This window comes from Agrobacterium sp. SORGH_AS_0745 (assembly GCF_030818995.1).
Lineage (GTDB): Bacteria > Pseudomonadota > Alphaproteobacteria > Rhizobiales > Rhizobiaceae > Agrobacterium > Agrobacterium tumefaciens.
Map to the genome: position 1 here is coordinate 665,001 of NZ_JAUTBI010000001.1, position 24,178 is coordinate 689,178.

The window sequence follows — 24,178 nt, forward strand, 5'->3', positions numbered from 1 at the left end:
ACACCAAAATACAAATTCTAAAAAAAAAACATTCAAAGCATTGATTTTAAAGGAGAGTTTTGATTTTTCGAGATTATGCCTCCCATTGGCCTCCACCAACGGACCGATTTTCAGCAAGGGAATGCAGCCTGAACCCATATGAATGGTGCTGCGCCTTGTTTTGGCCCGACTCCTCGCTAATTGCTTTGCCAACAAAACGTTAATGCGGGCACGCGCGCGAGCCTGTTGCCGGCAGATCTATTGAGGGTGCCGATCAATTTGACTCACGGCTTTGAAAGTTGCACACCTTCGCCTGAAGTTTCTGGAGAGCGCATGACCCACGGGGCACAGCTAGTATGACTGCGGATCGCAACGTGATCCGGTCGCTAGGCACGGAACCGCCAATTCTGGCGGAAGGGCGCCGTGCACCCGATCGCCGTGAGATTTCGCTCAGATGGCTTTCCGGCACGTTCCTTACCGGCATTACCTCTTCCATATTGATGGGTGTTGCGCTGTTTGCAGCTCTCGATGGCCGCCAGCAGCTTGCTATTCCGGCCGAGGCCTTCGCCAAGGCGGATATGGGCAACAATACCGCGGAAGCGGCACGCCGCGGCACACGCCTCGTTGCGCCCAATATTGCGGCCCGGCCCTCGGACCGGTCGATCATGGAAGTCTCCACCGTTATCAACGAGGGCGACAAGGAAGTGGTCCGCAAGGTTCCCTTCTCCCACGTCAAAATTCCGCTGGCGTCCAACTACGCCAAACAGGACGATTATCCCGCCTTCGATCCCCTGAACATTTTCGCAAGCGGTGACGACAAGGACGCCCCGGCGCCGGCGCCGAGCCGCACGGGCACAATCTACGGCTCCGAGGTCGAATCCGAAGTCAGCCTGAAAACGGTCGCCTTTCCTATCCAGCACTCCAAGTATCCCTTCGCCGGCTCCCTGAGCTTCGACGAGGTGGAGGAGGCAGTGCGCTCGAACGGCTCGATCCTGACAGATGGTAACGAGCAGCTTGCAGCGCTCTATTACATCGACCCCCGTCGTTTCGATAATGATGAGGGTGATGTCGATATCACCGCCGGTCTTGCCGCCCGTGTCGTCGAACAGAATATGTCGGTTTCGACCCCTCAATCGCCCTCGGTTCCGGTCAAGGAATATGCCGACGACGTTATCCCTGCCCGCCAGACCGAAACCATCGAAGCCGCTTTATTCGGCGCGGGTTATTCGAAGGCGCAATCCTCCGAAATCGCTGGCCTGTTGTCACCGCAACTCCAGTCGAACAATGTCGAAAGCGGCGATGTGCTCCGCGTCGGCATTATTCAGGAAGACGACAAAAGCGACATCGTACGCGTAAGCCTTTACCGCAAGGGTCGCCACATGGTCACCATGGCCGTAGACGATCGCAAGAATTTCATCAAGGCCAGCGAACCGCCGAAGCTCGACGCGGTGGCGACGGCCTTTGACAGCACCCCGGCACCGGCCGCCGGCCGCGATCTGCCCAGCGTCTACGATGGCGTTTACCGGGCGGCTCTGGCCTATGGCATGAATCAGGGCATGGTCTCCCAGCTCATCAAGCTTTTGGCCAGCAGCGTCGATTTTCAGGCGCAGTTGAAACCGGCAGATACGCTGGAGGCCTTCTTCTCCGTGGAAGATGCGGATGGCAAGGCGACGGACAAGTCCGAACTGCTCTACGTCAACGCCAAGTTCGGCGATAACGAGACGCGGTTTTACCGGTTCCAGAACCCGGACGATAACAGCATCGACTATTTCGACGAGAACGGTAAGAGCATCCGGCAGTTCCTGTTGCGCAACCCGGTTCCGAACGGTCGTATGACATCAGGTTTCGGCATGCGCCGCCATCCGGTTTTGAAATTCAGCCGCATGCATACCGGCACCGACTGGGCGGCAGCCCGCGGCACGCCGATAATCGCGACAGGCAACGGCACTGTCGAAAAGGCCGGCTGGGCCTCCGGTTACGGCAACCAGACCCTGATCCGCCACGCCAATGGCTACGTCTCCTCCTATAACCACCAGAGCGCCATCGCCAAGGGTGTCACCGAGGGTTCAAAGGTCCGGCAGGGCCAGGTAATCGGTTATGTCGGTTCGACCGGCCTTTCGACCGGCGCGCATCTGCATTACGAGCTGATCGTTAACGGCACGAAAGTGGACGCGATGAAAGTGCGTCTGCCTGGCGGCAAATCGCTTTCCGGCGTAGCGCTCGCGCGGTTCTCCGACGAGAGAAAGCGGATCGACAATCTACTCAACATCGAAGAAAAACCCAATCAGGTGGCGAGCCGTTAGTCCGCCGGGCCTCGTGACCAGAGGGACCGCTATACGAAAAAGGGCTCCGTTACCGGAGCCCTTTCGTTTTATGCCGCATCAGCGGTTTCAGTCTCGGCCTCACCCTTTGGGGGCTTGACCTTGAAAAGCAGCCGGTCGGTGCCAGAGGTCACCTTGACCCGCGACCCGTCCGGGATCTCGCCGCCGAGGATCATTTCGGCAAGCCTGTCCTGAACCGTCTTCTGGATCACCCGCTTCAGCGGACGTGCGCCATAGGCCGGATCGTAACCCTTATTGGCAAGCCAGTTGCGGGCATCCTCATCCAGTTCGAGCGTGATCTTGCGATCACCCAGAAGCGAGACGAGGCGCTTGAGCTGGATCTCCACGATCGCACCCATCTCGTCGCGCCGCAGGCGATGGAAGAGAATGATATCGTCGATACGGTTGAGGAATTCCGGCCGGAAATGCGACCGGACCCGTTCCATCACCAGGTCGCGAACCGAATCCACATCGTCATTGTCGCCCATCTGCGTCATGAATTCCGAACCGAGGTTCGAAGTCATGATGATGATGGTGTTCTTGAAATCGACGGTGCGGCCCTGACCATCCGTCAGGCGGCCATCATCCAGCACCTGCAACAGGACGTTGAACACGTCCGGATGCGCTTTCTCGATCTCGTCAAACAGCACGACCTGATAGGGCCGGCGGCGAACCGCTTCCGTTAACGCACCGCCCTCTTCGTAACCGACATAGCCGGGAGGCGCACCGATAAGCCGGGCAACGGAGTGTTTCTCCATGAATTCCGACATGTCGAGGCGAACCATCGCGGTCTCGTCGTCGAACAGGAACCGGGCGAGCGACTTGGTCAGCTCGGTCTTGCCCACGCCCGTCGGGCCGAGGAAGATGAACGAGCCGATCGGCCGGTTCGGATCCTGAAGACCGGCGCGCGAACGGCGAACCGCCTTGGAAACGGCCTGAACGGCCTCGCCCTGCCCGACCACGGACTTGGCAAGATCGTCTTCCATGCGCAGCAGCTTCTCGCGCTGGCCTTCCAGCATCTTGTCGACAGGAATGCCGGTCCAGCGGGAAACGATGTGGGCGATGTTGTCCGCCGTCACCACTTCCTGAACCATCGAGCCAGCACCGGTGCTGTCACGCGCTTCCGCTGCAGCCAGTTCCTTTTCGAGGCCAGGAATGATGCCATAGGTCAATTCACCGGCGCGCTGGAACTGGCCGTTACGCTGGGCACTTGCCAGTTCGTTGCGGGCATCGTCCAGCCGCTTCTTGAGGTCTGCGGCATGGCCCAGCTTCTGCTTTTCCGCCTGCCAGCGGGCCGTCAGGGCATCGGCCTTTTCTTCGGTGTCGGCCAGTTCGTCCTCGAGCTTCTTCAGGCGGTCGACGGATGACTGATCCGTCTCCTGCTTCAAGGCTTCGCGTTCGATCTTGAGCTGAATGATCCGGCGATCCAGTTCGTCCAGTTCTTCCGGCTTGGAATCCACCTGCATGCGAAGGCGCGAAGCGGCTTCGTCCATCAGGTCGATTGCCTTGTCGGGCAGGAACCGGTCGGTAATGTAACGGTTGGAAAGCGTTGCAGCTGCAACCAGGGCCGAATCCGAAATGCGGACCTTGTGGTGCTGTTCGTATTTTTCCTTCAGGCCGCGAAGGATCGAGATCGTGTCCTCAACGGTCGGCTCATCTACGAGAACCGGCTGGAAACGACGGGCAAGGGCAGGATCCTTTTCCACGTGCTTGCGATATTCATCCAGCGTGGTGGCGCCAACGCAGTGCAGTTCACCTCGGGCAAGAGCGGGCTTCAGCAGATTGGACGCATCCATGGCGCCATCGGCCTTGCCGGCACCGACCAGCGTGTGCATCTCGTCGATGAACAGGATAATGCCGCCATTTTCCGCCTGCACTTCGTTCAGTACCGCCTTCAGACGCTCCTCGAACTCGCCGCGATACTTCGCGCCAGCGATCAGCGCACCCATATCCAGCGCCATAAGCTTCTTGTCTTTAAGGCTTTCGGGCACATCGCCATTGACGATGCGCAGCGCAAGACCTTCGGCAATCGCCGTTTTACCGACGCCGGGTTCACCGATCAGCACGGGATTGTTCTTGGTGCGGCGTGAAAGCACCTGAATTGTCCGGCGGATTTCGTCATCACGGCCAATCACCGGGTCGAGCCTGCCTTCGCGGGCTTCCTCCGTCAGGTCGCGCGCGAACTTCTTCAGCGCGTCGAAGCCCTGTTCGGCATTGGCGCTGTCAGCCGTGCGGCCCTTGCGGATTTCATTGATGACCTGATTGAGCGCCTGCGCCGTCACGCCGCCCTTTTTCAGGGACGCCGAGGTGGAAGCAGAGTTTTCGATCGCCAGCGCCTGCAAAAGACGCTCGACGGTGACGAAACTGTCACCAGCCTTCTTCGCGAGTTCTTCCGCAGTCGAGAACACTTTCGCAAGTGGAGCCGTGAGGGAAAGGCCGCCATTGCCGCCGGAAACCTTGGGCAATTTCGCCAGTGCCGCATCGTTGGCCAGACGCACTTCCTTGGAGTCGCCGCCAGCCCGCTCGATCAGCGATGCCGCCATGCCCTGCTCGTCATCAAGCAGAACTTTCAGCACATGTTCGGCAGAAAACTGCTGGTGATTTTCCGCAAGCGCAAACGTCTGCGCCGATTGCAGAAAACCGCGAACGCGCTCGGAGTATTTTTCAATATTCATAGTCGAACCTCCATATACCGGCCCGCCCGCTTTCGGCACGGATCCGGGTGTTTGGGTTGAGGCTCCCTCAAAGGCAAGCCCCGCTACGGCAGTCGCGTTTTACAGATTTCACGATTGCCGCCTCTTGATGGGCGGTTACCGCTGCATGCGGCATCCGTCCTTACCGCACGAATATGGGAGGCATTTTCATCGGTTTAAAGGGGAGGAAAACGACTGCCGGGGAAATTTTAGCCGGACTTGATAAACGTCACGACTGTTTGCCGCGATTGCCCCCTTCGAAAAGCGCCCAAGCTTTTACACCCGACCCCAAAAACAAAAAAACTCCGGCAAGCCGGAGTTTTTTCAATCGCGTGGTATTTTGAAAACCCTGCTTATTCAGCAGCGTTTTCGAGCGTGGCAGGTGTTGCCTCATCACCGGCTGGCGTATCTCCGCCTTCGGCACCCTCAGCACCTTCCGCGGTTGCGGCGCGGCGCGGGCGACGCGGGCGTGGGCCAGTGGCGCGGCGTGCCTTTGGTGCGCGTTCAGTCGCTGGCGCTTCCGTCTGTTGCTGCTGTTCCTCGACGGCCACTTCCATAGGCGTGCCTTCGATGACGGGCTGAGGCGCCTGGCTGGCGTCGTATACCGGCTGCTGCCGTTCGTCCGAAGCCTGCGGCTGGCGCGGCTGGCGCTCCTGCCGTTCACGGCGGTCCGGGCGCTCACGACGTTCCTGACGCGGCTCGGAACGCTCGGTGCGCTCCTGCCGTTCCTGGCGCTCCGGCTGCTGAACCCGTTCCGGCTGTTCGAACTGCTGCTGCGGTGCACCATCGTCACCGTCGTTCATATCCATATCGTCGGCATCCGAAGCATTGTATTCGCCACGGTCGTCGCGCTGGAAACGCTCCTGCATCTGGGCCTGAGCGGTGGCGATGATACGATTGTAGTGTTCAGCGTGCTGCAGATAGTTTTCAGCGATCACACGGTCGCCAGCACTCTGCGCGTCCCGCGCAAGGGTGGCGTATTTTTCCGCTATGTGCTGGGCTGTGCCACGAATTTTAACATCGGGACCGGAGCTGTCATAAGTCCTGGTGAGCGGGTTACCGCCCTTGCGGTTGAAGTTGTTGTTGTTACCGCCACCATTGTTATTGTTGTTGTTGCTTCCACGCCCCCGGCCGCGCTTGTTTTGCTGTCCTGGCCTCATCAATTGCTCACCTGAATTCTGTTTTGCTGACAATCTGGTTATTTTCATGCAATTCCGGGCGGAAAACCGCTGGAAACTTTTCCTGAAATTGCTCCATTACGCGCCCTGCTGGAGATAACCCCAGACAAGACCCCGCGTATGACGACCGGTCGCGCAAAATGCTGCAACGAGCCACCTGCGAACAAAGTTTACTGATTCACATGCCGGAAACGCCCAGCCTTCAGGGTTCTCAAAAGAACCCGCTTCGGGACTGACCCATACCCTGACGAATCTAAATTCGTCCTCAGCCACCCGGCATGTGGCGGCAAACTATCCCGCTTCATGCGGAAATCCAAGCCTTTTCTTTTGCTGTGCAAAATATCCTTGCAAATAATCCGCAGACGTATCGCGAACAACTATCTCCGGAAGGTCAAAACTCTGTCGTTGCCGCCATAATCCTTCACGGCGTCGAGAAGAGAGAAGCCGTGGGAAGCAAATAAAGCGGAAACATCAAGCCTTTGATCGAAACCGATCTCCACACCGACAATCCCGTTTTCCACAAGAAAGCGGCCTGCGTCGGCAGCGATGAGGCGGTACGGTGCAAGGCCGTCCTGACCTCCGTCCAGCGCCGCCATCGGATCGTGATGGCGAACCTCTCGGTCTAGCGTTGTGACGATGTCACTTCTTATATAAGGCGGATTCGACACAATTATGTCAAACCTGCCAGAGATTTTTTTGAACCAGTCGCTACGCACGGTTTCAAAACGCGAGGCGAGACCATTTCGGGCAGCGTTTTTCGCTGCGGTTTCCAGCGCATCGGCGGAGATATCGCTGCCGACGCCAGTTGCTTCCGGACATTCCTTGAGAAGCGCCAGACAGATCGCACCCGTGCCCGTACCCAGATCCAGAATGCGCGCACTGCCCTTGTCGGCAACAATTTTTTTCAACGCAGGCAACAGCGTATCGACGAGAACTTCCGTATCCGGGCGGGGTTCGAGCGTCTCCGTCGATAAAAGAAGATCGAGCCCGTGAAATTCGCGGTGGCCGAGAATACGATGAACTGGCTCTCCGCCTGCGCGCCTTTCGACCATGGCGGCAATGCGGGCGCTTTCTTCCCGGGTGACGGGATGGTCCGGTTTCATCACGAAATCGGTCAGTGAAAAACCGGTAACGTCGGCGACCAGCAGGCGCGCATCAAGCAGCGGATCGGCGATGCCCGCCGCCTGCAGCCGTTTGCGGGCTGCGGCAAGCTCGGTCGAAACGGTCCCGTCAGCGCCGCCACTCAAAGCTGTTGTTCGCCAAGCTGGGCAAGCTGGCCGGCCTGATAATCAGCAATCAGCGCGTCGACAAGCTCGTCGATCTCGCCTTCGATCATCCGGTCGAGCTTGTAGAGGGTCAGGTTGATGCGGTGATCGGTGACCCGCCCCTGCGGAAAATTGTAAGTGCGGATACGCTCGGAACGGTCGCCGGAACCGACCTGGCTCTTGCGGTCGGCTGAACGCTCGCTTTCCACCTTCTGGCGCTCGATGTCGTAAAGACGCGAACGCAGAACCTGCATGGCCTTGGCGCGGTTCTGGTGCTGCGACTTTTCAGAACTGGTAACGATCAAACCCGTCGGAAGATGGGTGATGCGAACGGCGGAGTCAGTGGTATTGACGTGCTGGCCGCCTGCGCCCGAAGCGCGCATCGTGTCGATACGAATGTCTTCCGGGCGAATTTCGACATCGATATCCTCCGCCTCCGGCAGCACGGCAACAGTGGCTGCCGAGGTGTGGATGCGGCCGCTCGCTTCTGTTTCCGGCACGCGCTGCACGCGGTGCACGCCGGATTCGAATTTAAGCTTGGAAAACACCCCACGCCCGCTGATCGTGGCGATGATTTCCTTGTAACCGCCCGCCTCGCCTTCGCTTGCGGAAAGAACTTCAACTTTCCAGCCCTTGGCTGAAGCGAAGCGCTCATACATGCGAAACAGATCGCCGGCGAAAAGTGCCGCTTCGGATCCGCCCGTGCCGGCGCGGATTTCGAGGATGGCGCTTTTTTCGTCCGCCGCATCCTTGGGAAGCAGCAGGACCTGCATTTCCTTCTCAAGCTCGCCGATTCGGGCCTCGACCTCCGGCAGCTCCATTTCCGCCAGATCGCGCATGTCCTTGTCGGTCGTCTTGTCGGCAAGCAGCGCCTGCAGATCGGCGGCCTCGGAGACCGCCTTTTCGTATTCGCGGACTTTTTTCACCACCGGCTCAAGTTCGGAATATTCCGAAGCCAGCTTCACATAGACATCCGCTGCCGGACCAGCCGACATCCGCGCTTCGATCTCTCCGAAACGCCTTTCCAACTCGCGCATTTTTTCGACGGGAAGCTTCGCCACCAGTCACTCCGATTATGAAACAGGTCTTTTAAATGGGAATGGAATGCGTCGCGGCAAAGCGTAACAACACCTCGCGCGCGCTTTCCAGCGAATTATGATCGTCGAGCGCAGCGTTCAGCTCATCGGCAAGGCTCGCGGCATCAAGCCCGAGAAGCATGGCCTTGACGGGACCAATCGCCGTCGGCGACATGGAAACCGAACGGAAACCAAGGCCGATCAAAGCCATGGCCGAAAGTGGCTTGCTTGCCATTTCGCCGCAAAGCGTGACCGAGGTGTGGTGCTTTTCGCCAGCGCGCACGATATCGCGCAGAATGCGCAGGAACGGCTTGCCAAGATTGTCGAAACGATCCGAAACCCTTGCATTGCCGCGATCGACCGCCATCGAAAACTGGAACAGGTCGTTCGAACCGACGGAGACGAAATCCACTTCCTGCATCAGCTCATCGAGCTGCCACATCAGCGAAGGTACTTCCAGCATCGCACCAAATTGCAGCTTTTTCGGAAGCGCATGGCTGAATTTCGAAAGATGCTGCACTTCCTTCTGAAGCAGATCGCGCGCCGCGCGGATTTCGGAAACCTCCGTCACCATCGGCAACATCATGCGTAGTTCAGCACCTGAGGCAGCACGCAGAAGCGCGCGCATCTGCGTGCGCATCAGACCCGGGCGGTCGAGCGACAGGCGGATCGCCCGCCAGCCGAGCGCCGGGTTTTCCTCTTCCTGGCCGCGCATATAGGAAACGACCTTGTCGCCGCCAATATCCAGCGTGCGGAAGGTAACGCTCTTGCCCTTGGCCTGCCGCAAGACGGACCTATAGAACGCTTCCTGCTCCTCGCCCTTGGGCATGTTGGAGGCGATCATGAACTGCAGCTCGGTGCGGAACAGGCCGATGCCATCGGCGCCGGATTCCTCGAGCTGCGGCAGATCTACGAGAAGGCCCGCATTCATCTTGAGGTTGACCTTCTGGCCATCCTTGGTGATCGGCTCGACATTGCGAAGCGCGCGGAACTGCTCCTGGCGCTTGGCACGCAGGCGCACCTTTTCCTCATAGGCGCGCTGCAAATCCGACATCGGGCGCAAATGCACCTGGCCGTCATCGCCGTCGATGATGATGGGATCGTTATTTTCAGCGAGGGCGACGATGCCCGTCGCCTGCCCGATGATCGGAATGCCCATGGCGCGCGCCACGATGACGACGTGGCTCGTCACCGCACCGTCTTCGAGCACCAGGCCGCGCAATTTCTCACGCGGGTAATCCAGCAATTCGGCGGCACCCATGGCGCGCGCCAGAACGATGGCGTCCAGTGGAAAATCATGCTCGGGGCTTCGACCGCCGAAACCGATCAGCTGGCGCAGCAGCCGGTTGGCGAGATCGTCGAAATCATGCATGCGCTCGCGAAGATAGGGATCAGTCAGGCGCATCATGCGCGCCTTTGTGTCGCTCTGCACTTTCTCGACCGCAGCTTCCGCCGTCAGGCCGTTGCGGATAGCTTCTTCCATGCGCCGCACCCAGCCCTGATCGTGGGCGAACATGCGGTAGGTCTCAAGAACCTCGCGATGCTCGCCTTCGGTCGGGACGTCGCGGCGCTGCAACATGTCGTCGATCGACAGGCGCAGCGAACCGATCGCGTCGGCAAGACGCAGGATTTCGGTATCGGCATCCTCATTCAGCAGATTGGTGACAACGATTCGGGGGTCATGCAGCACGACATGACCAAGACCGATGCCTTCGCCATAAGCATCGCCATCAATGGAAACGGCACGCGTCAGGTCCAGCTCCACACCGGGGCGGGTGATCTTTTTCAATTCACCGCTCGCCACTATTTCAGCGATGAGCATCGCGGTTGTCTCGAGCGCTTCAACTTCATCCTCCCGGTATGTTCGGCTGACCTTGTTCTGGACCACAAGAACGCCAAGAGTGCGACCGGAGCGCAAAATCGGCACGCCGAGGAAGGAATGATAAATTTCCTCACCGGTTTCAGGAAGATAGCGGAAAGCCGGATGCGCCTGCGCATCGGAAAGATTGAGAGGTTGGGCGGAAGCGGCAATGGTACCGACAAGACCCTGCCCCATTTTCAGCTGGGCAAGATGCACGGCATCCTTGTTGAGACCTTCGGTAGCGTAAAGCTCCAGCACGCTGTCGGAACGCAGCACGTAGACCGAGCAAACCTCCGCCACCATGTTGCTGGCTATCTGACGGACGATCTGGTCCAGACGGTCCTGCGGCTCAAGGTGCTCCGCCATCATTTCGCGCAGCCGCTTTAGCAGGACGCGCGGACCTGCAGAAAGGTCTCTCATCGCGTTTGCTCCCCGACGCTTCCGATCCGAATGTCATAATATTCGAGAATCAAAACGTCATTTAAAAAATTTATAGCGCGAGAAGCGCGTCCCGCAAGGGACACGCTTTCATGAAACGCCACATCGGAAAAACGCAACCCCGAAGAATCGGAGCATCGGGAACCGATGTCTCGAACTTAGTTCTTATCGAGACCGTAAGCAGAATGCAAAGTGCGAACGGCCAGTTCGGCATAGGCACCGTCGATCAGGATCGAAATCTTGATCTCGGAGGTGGTGATGGCCTTGATGTTGATGTTCTTCTCGGCAAGCGCCTTGAAGGCGCTGGCAGCAACGCCGGCATGGCTGCGCATGCCGATACCGATGACCGAAACCTTGGCAAGGCCGGTCTCGTTCTGCGCAACGTCGAAGCCGATCTGGGCCTTGTTCTCGTCCAGAACGCGCAGAGCCTTGGCAACGTCGCCAGAAGGAACGGTGAAGGTCATGTCGGTGCGCGACCCATCTTCGGAGATGTTCTGCACGATCATGTCGACATTGATATGCGCTTCGGCCAGTGGCCCGAAGATCGCGGCGGAGACGCCCGGACGGTCGGCCACGCGGCGCAGCGAGATCTGTGCTTCATCCTTGGCATAGGCGATGCCGGTTACGACTTCCTGTTCCACGATTTCTTCCTCGTCACAAATCAAAGTACCGGGCGGGTTGATGAGGTCGCCCATGCCCGGCGCATCGGGATCCTCGAAACTGGAGCGAACGAAGGTGCGCACCTTGTGTACCATGGCAAGCTCGACGGAGCGAACCTGCAGAACCTTCGCACCGAGAGACGCCATTTCGAGCATTTCCTCGAAAGCGATCTTCTTCATGCGGCGAGCCTTGGGCTCGATGCGCGGATCGGTGGTATAGACGCCATCGACATCGGTATAGATATCGCAACGGTCCGCCTTGACGGCGGCGGCGATGGCAACGGCTGATGTGTCCGAACCGCCGCGACCGAGTGTCGCAATGCGGTTATCCGGGCCGATGCCCTGGAAACCGGCAACAACGGCAACCTGGCCCTCGCCCATGCGGTGAACGATATCCGAACCGTCAATCTCGAGAATGCGGGCGGCACCATGTGCATTGTCTGTGCGGATCGGAATCTGCCAGCCCTGCCATGAGCGCGCATTGATGCCCATGGATTGCAGCGTGATCGCCAGAAGACCCGATGTCACCTGCTCGCCGGATGCAACGACCGCGTCATATTCGCGCGCATCGTAAAAGGAGGCGGCGTTGGCGCCAGCTACCTTTGCAGCATTCTGCACCCAGTCCACCAACTCGTTGGTTTTACCGGACATGGCGGAAACGACCACGGCCACTTCATGGCCGGCATCCACTTCGCGTTTCACATGCCGTGCGACATTGTGAATGCGTTCGAGGTTCGCGACGGACGTGCCGCCGAATTTCATGACAATGCGAGCCATAGCCTTGACCAGTACCATCCCTTTTTTCCGCCAGCCGTTTTTCAGGTGCGGACAAGAACAAACCCAGTCGGCTCTTTTTTTGATAAAGAGCCTAAAGTTGCGGGTCTCTTAGCGAAAAGGCGGGGGGCACGCAATGCCGTTTATGAACCATGCGGTACGCCTTTTTTTATAGCCCCGGCGAAAGAAGATGTCGGGATGGAATGGGCGACCGCATGCGGCGTTGTGAAAGAGCGTACCGCAGTGCACTGTACAAACGGGCCTATTCGCAGTATGGAGCGCGGCAATGCAACCGGCCAGATGGCCGTAATGGCCTGCATCGGCTGCCCCGGAGACTTTAGGACCTATTGGTTTCGGGCGGATGCAGGCAGCTTCATATCCGAAAGACGGTAGATGACAGACACCCAGGGTATCGCCCCGGCGATCGCGCAGGCGTTGGAAAAACGCGGCTACAAAGATTTGACCCCCGTGCAGAAGGCCATGCTTTCGCCGGAACTCGCCGACAAGGACGCGCTGGTTTCCGCGCAGACCGGCTCCGGCAAGACAGTTGCCTTCGGCATTGCGCTCGCGACCACGCTACTGTCGGAAAACACCCGTTTCGGCCAGGCTTCCGCGCCGCTGGCACTCGCCATTGCGCCAACCCGCGAACTGGCCATGCAGGTCAAGCGCGAGCTGGAATGGCTTTATGAATTCGCTGGCGTATCGATCGCGTCCTGTGTTGGCGGCATGGATATCCGCAGCGAACGACGCGCACTGGAGCGAGGCGCGCATATTATCGTCGGCACCCCCGGCCGCCTCTGCGACCACATCAAGCGCGGCGCGCTCGATCTGTCGTCGCTACGCGCCGTGGTACTGGACGAGGCCGACGAGATGCTCGATCTCGGCTTCCGCGAAGATCTGGAATTCATTCTGGAAGAATCGCCGGATAACCGCCGCACGCTGATGTTCTCGGCCACCGTTCCGCGCAGCATCGCCAAGCTTGCCGAAAGCTACCAGAAGAACGCCGTTCGCATCGCCACCGCTTCAGAACAGAAGCAGCATGTGGACATCGAATACCGCGCCTTGCTGGTGACTGGCTCCGACCGCGAAAACGCCATCATCAATGCGCTGCGCTTTTACGAAGCCCGCAACGCCATCGTTTTCTGCTCCACACGTGCGGCCGTAAACCATCTGACGGCCCGTCTGAACAATCGCGGCTTTTCCGTCGTGGCGCTTTCAGGCGAACTGACCCAGAACGAACGCACGCATGCGCTTCAGGCAATGCGTGACGGTCGCGCCCGGGTTTGCGTGGCGACTGACGTTGCTGCACGCGGCATCGACCTGCCTGGTCTCGAACTGGTTATCCACGCCGACCTGCCGACCAATTCGGAAACGCTTCTCCACCGTTCCGGCCGTACCGGCCGCGCCGGGCAAAAGGGCGTCAGCGCCATCGTGGTGCCTGTCAACCAGCGCCGCAAGGCCGAACGCCTTCTGGAAGGTGCCAAGGTCAGCGCAGCATGGGTTCGCCCGCCTTCGGTCGAAGAGATCGTTGAACGCGACGGCGCCCGTCTCCTGGCCGACCCGGCTCTCACCGAGGCCGTGGCCGATGACGAGCGTGATTTCGTCAAGCAGCTGCTCGAGCAGCATGGCGCGGAAAAAGTAGCAGCCGCCTTCGTGCGCCTTTACCACGCCGGACGTTCCGCCCCGGAAGACATCACCGAAGTCGCGCTGGACAATACTCGCAAACCGCGCCGCGACAGCTTCGAAACCCCTGAAAACGACGCGCCGCGCCGCGAACGTTCCGACTTTTCCGACAGCGCTTGGTTTTCGCTTTCGGTGGGCCGCAAGCAGAGCGCCGAACCCCGCTGGCTCATCCCCATGCTCTGCCGCTTCGGAAAGATCACCCGTCAGGATATCGGCGCCATTCGCATGCAGCAGACGGAGACCTTTGTGGAACTGGCGGCCGATGCCGTCGATCGTTTCACCTCCGCCATCGGCAAGGACATGATGCTCGAAAAGGGCATTCGTCTGAAGGCGCTGGAAGGCAAGCCGGAAATGACTGGCAGTGTTCGCGAGGACACCCGCCCGGCCACGGCCCAGCGGAAGTTCAACAAACCCAATAATGCTGGCGGCGCAGCCGACGACCGCAAGGGCGACGACAAGCCCTGGAAAAAGAAAAAGACTTTCGGCGACAAGCCCAAATTCGAAGGCAAGAAGGACCGGCCTTTCGAAAAGCGCGGACCGAAGCCGGCAAAGGGCTGATGCGCGGGTCATTACCGTGCGGTAAATCCTCGGCTTAAGGCCGAGGATGATGCCAAGTAACCGGCAAACTTCATCACAAAAAAAGCCCCGCTTTTGCGGGGCTTTTTATTGTCTTGATGGATCAGAACGTCAGGACGCGGTCGCCGTTTTCGTCCTTGATACGGCTTGGAAGGCCGATCTTGTTCAGAAGGTTCAGGAAAGGCTGCGGTGGCAGTTCTTCCACATTGGCCATCTGCTTCACATCCCACTCGCCGGTGGCAATCAGCATGGCGGCAGCGACCGGAGGAACGCCGGCGGTGTAGGAAATGCCCTGCGATCCAACTTCCTCGTAGGCTTCCTTGTGGTCGGCCACGTTGTAGATGAAGACTTCGCGTTCCTTGCCATCCTTGATGCCCTTGACGACATCGCCGATGCAGGTCTTGCCGACATAGTCGGGTGCAAGCGAAGACGGATCCGGCAATACGGCCTTGACCACCTTCAACGGCACGACTTCCAGACCTTCGGCAGTCTTGACCGGCTTTTCGGAGAGAAGACCGAGGTTCTTCAGCACGGTGAAAACGTTGATGTAGTGATCGCCGAAGCCCATCCAGAAGCGCACATCGGCGCCATCCATGTTTTTGGATAGCGAATGCACTTCGTCATGGCCGGTCATATAGGCCTTCTGCTTGCCGACAACCGGCAGATCGAATTCCTGGCCGACCTCGAACATCTGGTTCGTCTGCCACTGGCCATTCTGCCAGGAATAGACGACACCGGTGAATTCGCGGAAGTTGATTTCCGGATCGAAGTTGGTGGAGAACCAGCGGCCATGGCTGCCGGCATTGATATCGACGATATCGACCGAGGTGACCTTGTCGAAATATTCATCCTTGGCAAGGCGGGCATAGGCATTGACCACGCCGGGATCGAAACCGACGCCGAGCAGTGCCGTTACGCCCTTTTCCTTGCATTCGGCAGCGCGCTTCCACTCGTAGTTTCCGTACCACGGCGGCGCCTCGCAAATCTTGGTGGGATCCTCGTGGATCGCCGTATCCATATAAGCAACACCCGTGTCCATGCAGGCACGAAGAACGGACATGTTGACGAAAGCCGAACCGACGTTGATGACGATCTCTACGCCGGTTTTCGTAATCAAGGCTTTCGTCGCCTCGATATCCATCGCGTCAAGCGCATGGGCCTCAAGTTTCACATCTGTCTTGAGGCTCTTCTTTTCGCGTACGGACTCGACAATCTTGCGGCACTTTTCCAAAGTCCGTGACGCAATATGAATGTCTCCCAATACATCGCTGTTCTGGGCGCATTTATGCGCCACGACCTGTGCTACGCCACCGGCGCCGATGATCAGAACGTTCTTCTTCATTTCAGGTGATGCCTCCTTTTCCCCGCAGGGATCAGCTTCGTTTCATGTTAAAACAGGGTTTAAGACAGGCTTTGCTCGAAATCGGCAAAGTCGAATTCGCGAACGGCACGCACGCTGCCGTCGAGTTCCTTGATGGCAATCGCCGGCATCTTCACGCCATTGAACCAGTTCTTCTTGACCATGGTGTAGCCGGCCGCATCCTCAAAGGAGATACGATCACCGACCTTCAGCTCCTTGTCGAACCGGAAGTCGCCGAAAATATCGCCCGCAAGGCAGGATTTGCCGCAGACCATGTAGGGATGTTCGCCCTCGTTCGGCAAAACCTTGGCGGTTTCGCGATAGATCAGGAGGTCGAGCATATGCGCTTCGATGGAGCTGTCGACGACGGCGAGGTTCTTGCCATTGAACAGCGTGTCGAGAACCGTCACTTCAAGCGTCGTGCTCTTGGTGATCGACGCTTCGCCGGGCTCAAGATAGACCTGAACGCCGTATTTTTCCGAAAAGGCCGCCAGGCGATCACAGAACTGGTCGAGCGGATAGTTGTCGCCGGTAAAATGGATGCCGCCGCCGAGGCTGACCCATTCCGCACGCGACAGGAGCGATCCGAATTTCTCTTCAATCTGCGTCAACATGCGGTCGAACAACGAAAAATCGCCGTTTTCGCAATTGTTGTGGATCATGAAGCCGGAGATCCGGTCCATGACCTTGTCGACCTTGGCGACATCCCATTCGCCGAGACGGCTGAAGGGACGTGCGGGATCGGCAAGATCGAAGCTCGAAGAGCTGACCTGCGGATTGAGGCGCAGACCCCGGGTGATACCGGAGGCCTTTTCTGCAAAGCGCTCAAGCTGGCTGATGGAATTGAAGATGATCTTGTCCGCGTTCGAAATCACCTCGTCGATTTCGTAGTCGGCATAAGCGACGGAATAGGCGTGGGTTTCGCCACTGAATTTCTCGCGGCCCAGACGCACTTCATAAAGTGACGACGAGGTGGTGCCGTCCATATATTGCGACATGAAATCGAAAACCGACCATGTTGCAAAGCACTTCAGCGCCAGAAGCGCCTTGGCGCCGGATTTTTCCCGCACATAGGCAATCTTCTCCATGTTGCGAAGAAGTTTTGTCTTGTCGATGAGGTAATAGGGCGTCTGAAGCATGGCTTTTCACATATTGATTGAAGTCAAGGTCCGTCTGGATGATGGGCCTTATATGATGCTTGTTACAGGAAAACAAATGTCCGGCACCGAATTCCCGGAAAATTGCCCCCGCCGCAAAATCCGCGGGAGAAAACTCGCCAAGCCGCGGAACCAAGCGGGCATCGGCGCGTTTGAATGGCGGACAATCGGGTTTACGGCTGCCGCAACGAAAGTTCGTAAGCGTCGGCATTGATCCGCGGCGGCAGTCTTTTTGACCTGACGCCATTTCCATCAACGATGTTCCAGGAAGGACTTCACCCATGGCAAGCGTGCGTAGCAGCGTCAACGACAAGATCCAGCAATCCCTCGAAAACGGCGATGCAGCCGATGTGGCAGCACAGCTTGCCCAACTTCGCGAAGATCTGGCAAATCTTGCCAAGAGCGTTAAGGCGCTGGGCGTTGGAGCCTCGCATGAACTGAAGGCGCAGGCCGCCCGCGTGGCCGACGACGCACTGACCGCTTCCGGCGAGATGGCCGACAGCGTTCGCAACGAAATTTCCTCGCTGAACGACAATCTGACGGATCAGGTCCAGAAGAACCCGCTGCAGTCCCTCGGCATCGCCGTTGGTGTCGGTTTCGTGCTCGCCCTCCTCACACGTCGATAAGGCTGCATCATGCTTGAGGCATTGCTGGTCTATCTGGGAGACACCCAGCGTGAAGGACGCGTCGTGACACGGCGCCTGCGCGCCACGATAATCCTTTGGGTGCTGACCGGGATATTCTTCCTGATCGCCTTCGTAGCTGCTGTCGTGGCGGGGTCCATCTATCTGGCCCGGCATGTCGGCGCAGGGCCGGCCGCGCTTGTCGTAGCCGGTACGGCGTTTCTGCTTGGTGTCATCATGTTGGTGGCGCTTGCGATCGTCAAACGTCCGAGAGCCTATGCCGCAAGACGACCCGTCGCATCCTTGACGGCGGCTCCCTTGACCGCAGCACCTCTGGCGCTGCAATCGCTCCTGACGCTGGCGATCCAGGCGCGCCCCTACGCGACGCTCGCCGTTGCCATGGCTGCCGGCTTTCTGGCAACCAGAGCCAACACCAGGAAAAAGAAATAGGCACGCCTTCAGGCGCGTTTAAGGCTCTTCGTCAAACTCTCATTCGCTGCTGCGCATCCGGACCATGGATGCGCAGTTTTTTTTATGTTACCCGCGATGGATAGACTGGTTGATGGTGCTCAGTGCCACGCCGCCCTTATTTGAACAAAGTGAAATACAGTCTCCCGCACGTCCCGTTTTTTTTCTGAAAGGCGATTGATGAAGAAGAAAGTCCTTGTCGTCGGCGGTGCCGGCTATATCGGTTCGCATACCTGCCTTCTCCTGTCTGAGCGGGGATATGAACCGGTCGTTTTCGACAATCTGTCCAATGGACATGAGGAATTCGTCCGCTGGGGACCCTTCGAGCAGGGCGATATTCGCGACCGCGCGCGGCTGGACGAGGTTTTCGCCAAGCACCAGCCGGAGGCCGTACTCCACTTTGCGGCGCTGATTGAAGTCGGCGAATCGGTAAAGCAACCCGTGGCCTTCTACGACAACAACGTCATCGGTTCGCTCAACCTGCTGTCTGCCGCCATCGATGCCGGGGTCACGGCATTTGTTTTCTCCTCCACCTGCGCCACCTACGGTTTGCCGGAACAGGTGCCGATTGACGAGACGCACCGTCAGGCGCCGATCAACCCCTACGGCCGCACCAAATGGGTAGTCGAGCAGGCGCTGAAGGATTACAGCACCTATAAGGGGCTGCGCTCGGTGATGCTGCGCTATTTCAACGCCGCAGGTGCAGATTTCGAAGGCCGCATCGGCGAATGGCACAAGCCGGAAACCCACGCAATCCCGCTCGCCATCGAGGCGGCACTCGGTCGGCGTCAAGGCTTCAAGGTGTTCGGCACGGATTATGACACCCGCGACGGCACCTGCGTGCGTGACTACATCCATATTCTCGATCTTGCCGACGCCCATGTGCGGGCAGTGGACTATCTGCTGGCGGGCGGTGAAACGGTTGAACTCAACCTTGGCACCGGCACCGGCACGACTGTGAAGGAGTTGCTGGCTGCGATTTCGGACGTATCCGGCCGCCCCTTCCCGGTGGAATATACCGACCGCCGCGATGGCGATTCCACCACCCTTGTCGCCAATAACGACAAGGCAAAGGCGGTGTTGGGCTGGGAGCCGCGTTATTCCCTGTCTGATATCATCAAATCCGCCTGGGCTTGGCATTCCTCGCGCAACGCCGGGGACTGAGCGAACGCAATTTAAAACAAAAAGACACCGGCCAATGGCCGGTGTCTCTCGCGGGACGCCTGTTGAGGTCGATCCCGCTCCTGCCTCCCAGGTAAGGGGATCAGGGCTTGGTGGCGGACGTGGTGGTGCTGTCCGGAGCTGCAGGCGTTGCCGCGCTCTTTTCGCTGGCCTGCTGTTCCAGCGTCTTGAATTCCGGAGCAGCCTTCAGCGTTTCCGCCGTTTCGGTCGTCGTCAGGCGAATGGTGCCGTCCTGCGTGTTGCGGGTCATCGTTACCTTGTCCATAGGCACCGCGACATCCTTGGCACCTATACCGAGGAAACCGCCGACACCAATCACGGCTGCGACGAGACCGCCGTCTTTTTCCATGATGAGGTTGGTGACGTTACCGATGCTCTCGTCGGCTGCGGTATAAACCGACTTGCCGATGTAATCATTGGCACTGATCTGCGTTTCGCCCTGCTGGGTGATGTAAGCACCGCCCGTCGTCGCGGCCGCGCTATCATTGGCCAGAGGAGCCGCCGGCGCCATCGGGGTGGCGGGAGGCGTTGCCGGTTCGGTCTGAGCACTCGGATTTGCCGGTGCTGGCTGGGTTGTACCCTGAGCGATGGCAAGCGGCGCGAAAGCCGTCGTGCCCATCAGGGCGGCGGTGACGAGTATCGTAAGTTTCTTTGCCATTTTCGTACCTTCCTTTCATCGTTTTCGACTGGCCGGGCGGTGACGAGTTTCGCTTTCCACTCCATGACCGGTTCGCTTTGCAAACGGGCTGACCATTGAAATGGTTCCGATTTTTTCAGTCGCATAGACGCGATTGCGACATTTTGCGGCTCCCGAACGAAAAAATCAGGCATTGCTAAAGGAAGATGGCGCGGTATTATCCGTGACGTAACAATGCCGTAACTGCCGGAGTTTTTGCATGCCTCAACCCGGCAAAAAACTGAAAAACACGTTCTCGGCTTTACGTCGACGCAGTGCGAATTTTTTTCCGACGGCCTCCATCGGCACCTATCTGGTGGTGATGGCAACCGTCATCACCCTGCCGCTTATCCTTTTCGGCGGCTACTTGATGCTGCGCCTTGAAAGCGAAAAGCGCGACGACCTGCAACGGGAGACGATCGAGGATGTCAGGGTCGTCAGCCGCAACATCGATCGGCGCCTGCAGGAAATCGCCACCTCCCTCAATCTGCTGTCGCAATTCCCGGAACTCGAGAATGGCAATCTTGCCGCTTTTCAGGGACGTGTTGCCGAAAGCCTGAAACGGGAGGGCCTGTACGCCATTCTGGCTACCATGGAAGGCGAACAGTATCTCAATACCCGGGTGTCATTTGGCCAGCCTCTCAGCAAGGTGCCGGCCGAGGCCAATCTGGCCAAGGCAATCGAATCCCGTCGGATCACCGTTTCGGACATGTTTTTCGGCGCGACGAGCAAGGAATGGGTGTTCAACGTTACCTTGCCGCTCGACCCCAATCTGGGTTCCGCCGGAGATGCCCTGATCCTGACGCAGAATACAAGTGACCTGAGCCGGCTCATTCCCACGGAAAACCTGCCGCGCAACTGGGCGGTCGCCATTATCGACGGTAACAATCGTGTTGTCGTTTCCAGTGCGCAGAATGGGGTGGAAGTGGGCAAGCCATTTGCCAGCCCCGCCATTCTTTCAGAAATGCAGGCCTTCAGCGGCAATTTCTTCGACGACAAGGGCAACCTCTATGCCTATGCCCAATTGCCGGGCTGGCAATGGCGAACTGTGATGTGGGGGCCACTTGCCGCAAGTCAGGCAGCATTGGTCGACACGTGGCGGCAAATGATGATCGGCAGCACGATGCTCGTGCTCATCGCCATCGGCGGCGCCTATCTGGTCGGCCGGCAGTTGCGCAGTTCCATTCGCGATCTCACGCTCATGGCTGAACGCATCGGTGAAGGCGAGATCGTGGCGCCCGTCGATACCAAGATCAAGGAAGCCAACCAGGTCGCCGTCGCGCTCTCCAATGCTTCCTTCGACAGAAGCCAGTCGGAAGAACGGCTGCAACTTCTGCTGCACGAACTGGTTCACCGCTCCAAGAATATTCTTACGCTGGTTCAGGCGATGATCCGGCAATTGGGGCGGGAAAACAAAAGCATCCCGGAATTCCAGAAAGAGGTGGACCACCGCCTGCGCGGTCTCGGAATGTCGATCCGGGCATTGGCGGAGGTTCAATGGCAAGGCTTGCCGATCCGTAAGCTGATCGAGACCCACCTCGACGTTTTCGGCACCGTTTCGGAACGCTTCGAGCTGTCTGGGGACGATTTCATGCTTTCTCCGGAAGCGGCGCAAAATTTCGGGCTCGTGGTGCATGAGCTGACGACGAACTCCATCAAATACGGCGCCCTGTCGGTTGCGCTCGGAAAAATCACGGTGAGCTGGAAGCCGCTCGAAAAAGATGGACGTCAGATGATTTATATCGTCTGGACCGAAACGGGCGGGCCACCGGCGACGGAACCAAGCCGCAAGGGCTTTGGTACCACGGTCATCAAAAGGCATGCGGAAGGCGCATTCGGCGGACAGGTGGTGACGGAGTATCGCGAAACCGGGTTCGAATGGTCGCTTGAAGCGCCGATGCGCTATTTTATACCCAAGCGACCCGATCAGGCAGGCCCGCTTTGAAAAATGGCGTGCTGGATCCCCGTACCAGCAGACGAAAAGCAGCTAATTTCGCCCTCCACAAAAAAAATACGTTTTAGTGGAACCGAATTAGGGCAGATGCATTTTTACTGCAGGCCAAGCAATTCCCCCGTCCCCGCCTGACGCTTGGCTGACAATAAACAGGTTTCACCCCTGAAAACCTGTCATAATAAAAAAGCACGGCTCTTTCATGGGCCGTGCTTTTTTTTGCGTTCTCGCAAAAACGGCCGAAGTGCTGCCTATGAGGCAGGTCTCCAACCGAGGGCCATTATTTCGAAATTTCAAATGTCGGTGACGTCCCCGGAAGGAAATTTAAGCCGGTAGACGATCCGCTCCGGCGTGAGGTGATATTCGGCACTCCCGCCCAATGCGGATGGAACGACCTTTTCCAGCACGACGCTGCCGAAACTGCCGCGCCTCGCCTGCGCCGGCTCTTTCGATGGCATGATCGGCTCGATCCACTCAACGATACAAAAATCGCCTTCCTGTCGGCATTGCAGCGAGATTGGCGGATGATAGGCGAGATTGCCGCTATGGCTGACCGTATTGACGACCAGCTCATGGAAAGCCAGACCGATATAAAGCGCGCCATTCGGATTGAGCAGCAGGTTTTCACCTTCCATGTGAATGAGATTAGGATATTCCGGCACATAGAGATCGAATTGCTGGCGGAGAAGCTCGAATATGCGAGCACCTCTCCAGTCGGAATCCGTGATGAGATCCTGACTTTGGGCAAGAGCGTGTAACCGGCCCCGAAACTTGCGCAGAAAATCATCCTTGGTGAGGCTGAAACGGGCCGTCTGGCCCGCAAGGCTCTGGATGATCGCCAGGAGGTTCTTGGAACGGTGGCTGACCTCGCGCAGCAGCGAGCGCAAAAGCTGCTCGCGCCGCCGTTCCGCCGTCACCTCGCGAATAGTGGTTTTCATCACCGCCTGCTTCGCCTGGTTGAAGGTGGAATGGATCTGGAACTGGAAAACCCGGTCATTGCCGGCATTAACTTCCAGCATGCCCCGACTGCCCACCACATTCATATCTTTTTTGAGTTCGGCAAGCCGCTCTGAAAGATCGGTGCCAAACACATTTTCATCCGTGGGATGGCTATCGGTCGGCAGACGCCACACATCCGGCAGATTGGCCACGAATATATACTCCCGGTTCCAGTCTTGTAACATGACTGTCTCGCCCGAATCGAGCAAAGCGAGGACGAGCGAATCGTGTAGCTCGCTCTCGTTCCTCTCCGCGTTATGCCATGCCAGCCGATGCAAATTCATCTCCCTGCAAAAAGCCGTGAGATCACCTCACGACCGTAACCGCGAACGTCCGGGTACCGTAGTTGTTCCCGGACAGTCTACGGTTTCGGCAAATTTCACGCCGCGACGCGAGAGCTTTCGTTGAAAAACAGGGCCTGGCTGATAAGCGCTTTCACCATGTCCGGGTTGAACGGCTTCGTAACGAGGAATGTCGGCTCGGGCCGCTCACCCGTCAAAAGACGCTCAGGGAAGGCTGTAATGAAGATCACCGGCAGAGACGTCATCTGAAGGATCTCCTTCATGGCATCGAGCCCGGAGCTGCCGTCTGCAAGCTGGATGTCGGCAAGGATCATCTTCGGCTGCGTGCGGTTGAAGAGATCGATCGCCTCCGCATGCGTGCGGGCAATACCCGTAACGCGATGGCCGAGATCGGTGACCATCTGCTCGATATCCATGGCGATCAGAGGTTCGTCCTCGATAATCATGATATCGGTGGCAACCTGGCGGGCGATTTCAGAGGCCGCCTCATCGATCAGCTGGCCGATCTGGGCTTCAGTTACCCTCAGAACCTCTGCTGCTTCCGAAGCTGTGAACTCTTCGACCGTGGTCAGAAGGAAAGCCTGGCGGGCGAGCGCTGGTACCGCAGAGAGGTTGGCGGAAGCGCGCTTTTCCCAACCTGACAGGTTTTCATCGGCCTTTATATTGATCGTGACGGAACTAAAAATCGATACGAACAATTGATAAAGCGAAACCCGATCGTTGCTTGTCGGCGGGAAGATGCTGATATCGGCGATCAGAGCTTCAAGTGTTGCTGCAACATAGGCATCGCCAGTGGATTGAGAGCCGCAAACGGCACGCGCGAACCTGCGCAGATATGGCAGGTGCGGTGCGATGCGTGTAGAAACTGACATGGAATTCTCCCCTTTCATGCGGTCTGCAACGCAAACCCACGATAGCAACGTGCGCATCATAAAAAAAGTTCCGGATCGCCGGAAC

The 24,178-nt window shown here is 58.2% G+C and carries 18 protein-coding genes; 7 read left to right on the forward strand and 11 right to left on the reverse strand.

All coding sequences use genetic code 11. The features are described 5' to 3' along the window. Window positions 1-335: 335 nt before the first annotated feature. The gene (locus QE432_RS02950; protein WP_013762143.1) at window positions 336-2,282 is read left to right on the forward strand and encodes a M23 family metallopeptidase; all 1,947 of its coding nucleotides are present in this window, start codon (window positions 336-338) and stop codon (window positions 2,280-2,282) included. Between the two features lie 68 nt (window positions 2,283-2,350). Here QE432_RS02950 and clpB read toward each other — a convergent pair whose 3' ends face one another. From clpB to QE432_RS02980, 6 genes are all read right to left on the reverse strand, one after another. Next, window positions 2,351-4,975, reverse strand: a complete 2,625-nt coding sequence (gene clpB, locus QE432_RS02955; RefSeq protein WP_065702986.1) for an ATP-dependent chaperone ClpB — start codon at window positions 4,973-4,975, stop codon at window positions 2,351-2,353. A gap of 371 nt (window positions 4,976-5,346) precedes the next feature. Beyond that, window positions 5,347-6,153 (reverse strand): DUF4167 domain-containing protein, encoded by an 807-nt coding sequence (locus tag QE432_RS02960; protein ID WP_004432110.1) that lies wholly within the window; start codon window positions 6,151-6,153, stop codon window positions 5,347-5,349. Between the two features lie 395 nt (window positions 6,154-6,548). After that, window positions 6,549-7,418 (reverse strand): peptide chain release factor N(5)-glutamine methyltransferase, encoded by an 870-nt coding sequence (prmC, locus tag QE432_RS02965; RefSeq protein ID WP_111802419.1) that lies wholly within the window; start codon window positions 7,416-7,418, stop codon window positions 6,549-6,551. After that, a complete protein-coding gene (gene prfA / locus QE432_RS02970; RefSeq protein ID WP_013762139.1) occupies window positions 7,415-8,497 on the reverse strand; it encodes a peptide chain release factor 1 in 1,083 nt (360 codons plus the stop codon). Before prfA ends, prmC begins: the two co-directional genes overlap by 4 nt. A gap of 28 nt (window positions 8,498-8,525) precedes the next feature. After that, window positions 8,526-10,793: a phosphoenolpyruvate--protein phosphotransferase gene (gene ptsP, locus QE432_RS02975; RefSeq protein WP_004432101.1), complete on the reverse strand. Its 2,268-nt coding sequence runs from the start codon at window positions 10,791-10,793 to the stop codon at window positions 8,526-8,528. A gap of 176 nt (window positions 10,794-10,969) precedes the next feature. Further along, the gene (locus QE432_RS02980; protein ID WP_004432098.1) at window positions 10,970-12,247 is read right to left on the reverse strand and encodes an aspartate kinase; all 1,278 of its coding nucleotides are present in this window, start codon (window positions 12,245-12,247) and stop codon (window positions 10,970-10,972) included. 390 nt (window positions 12,248-12,637) lie between these two features. Here QE432_RS02980 and QE432_RS02985 point away from each other — a divergent pair, with 390 nt between their 5' ends. Further along, on the forward strand, window positions 12,638-14,485 hold the full coding sequence (locus QE432_RS02985; RefSeq protein ID WP_004432087.1) for a DEAD/DEAH box helicase: 1,848 nt from the start codon (window positions 12,638-12,640) through the stop codon (window positions 14,483-14,485). 121 nt (window positions 14,486-14,606) lie between these two features. Here QE432_RS02985 and QE432_RS02990 read toward each other — a convergent pair whose 3' ends face one another. Continuing rightward, the gene (locus QE432_RS02990) at window positions 14,607-15,845 is read right to left on the reverse strand and encodes a saccharopine dehydrogenase family protein (RefSeq protein WP_004432085.1); all 1,239 of its coding nucleotides are present in this window, start codon (window positions 15,843-15,845) and stop codon (window positions 14,607-14,609) included. A gap of 59 nt (window positions 15,846-15,904) precedes the next feature. After that, a complete protein-coding gene (nspC, locus tag QE432_RS02995; protein WP_004432082.1) occupies window positions 15,905-17,002 on the reverse strand; it encodes a carboxynorspermidine decarboxylase in 1,098 nt (365 codons plus the stop codon). On the opposite strand from nspC, the gene QE432_RS03000 reads away from it, so the two are divergent. From QE432_RS03000 to galE, 4 genes are all read left to right on the forward strand, one after another. Then, window positions 17,001-17,234, forward strand: a complete 234-nt coding sequence (locus QE432_RS03000) for a hypothetical protein (protein ID WP_004432079.1) — start codon at window positions 17,001-17,003, stop codon at window positions 17,232-17,234. The genes nspC and QE432_RS03000 overlap by 2 nt on opposite strands. Window positions 17,235-17,301: 67 nt before the next feature. Next, entirely contained in the window at window positions 17,302-17,646 is a 345-nt protein-coding gene (locus QE432_RS03005; protein ID WP_004432077.1) for a DUF883 family protein, read from the forward strand. Between the two features lie 9 nt (window positions 17,647-17,655). Further along, window positions 17,656-18,093 (forward strand): hypothetical protein, encoded by a 438-nt coding sequence (locus QE432_RS03010; RefSeq protein ID WP_004432075.1) that lies wholly within the window; start codon window positions 17,656-17,658, stop codon window positions 18,091-18,093. Between the two features lie 198 nt (window positions 18,094-18,291). Next, on the forward strand, window positions 18,292-19,275 hold the full coding sequence (galE, locus tag QE432_RS03015; protein ID WP_004432073.1) for a UDP-glucose 4-epimerase GalE: 984 nt from the start codon (window positions 18,292-18,294) through the stop codon (window positions 19,273-19,275). Between the two features lie 100 nt (window positions 19,276-19,375). Here the strand turns inward: galE and QE432_RS03020 are convergent, their stop codons facing one another. Then, a complete protein-coding gene (locus QE432_RS03020; RefSeq protein WP_004432071.1) occupies window positions 19,376-19,951 on the reverse strand; it encodes a PRC-barrel domain-containing protein in 576 nt (191 codons plus the stop codon). 238 nt (window positions 19,952-20,189) lie between these two features. On the opposite strand from QE432_RS03020, the gene QE432_RS03025 reads away from it, so the two are divergent. Further along, complete coding sequence (locus QE432_RS03025; protein WP_004432069.1) at window positions 20,190-21,914, forward strand: sensor histidine kinase; 1,725 nt, start codon at window positions 20,190-20,192, stop codon at window positions 21,912-21,914. 299 nt (window positions 21,915-22,213) lie between these two features. On the opposite strand, the gene QE432_RS03030 is transcribed toward QE432_RS03025, so the two are convergent. Together QE432_RS03030 and QE432_RS03035 are read right to left on the reverse strand one after the other, a co-directional pair. Continuing rightward, entirely contained in the window at window positions 22,214-23,203 is a 990-nt protein-coding gene (locus QE432_RS03030; protein WP_035252645.1) for a sensor histidine kinase, read from the reverse strand. A gap of 95 nt (window positions 23,204-23,298) precedes the next feature. Further along, entirely contained in the window at window positions 23,299-24,093 is a 795-nt protein-coding gene (locus QE432_RS03035; RefSeq protein ID WP_004432063.1) for a response regulator, read from the reverse strand. Between the last annotated feature and the right edge of the window lie 85 nt (window positions 24,094-24,178).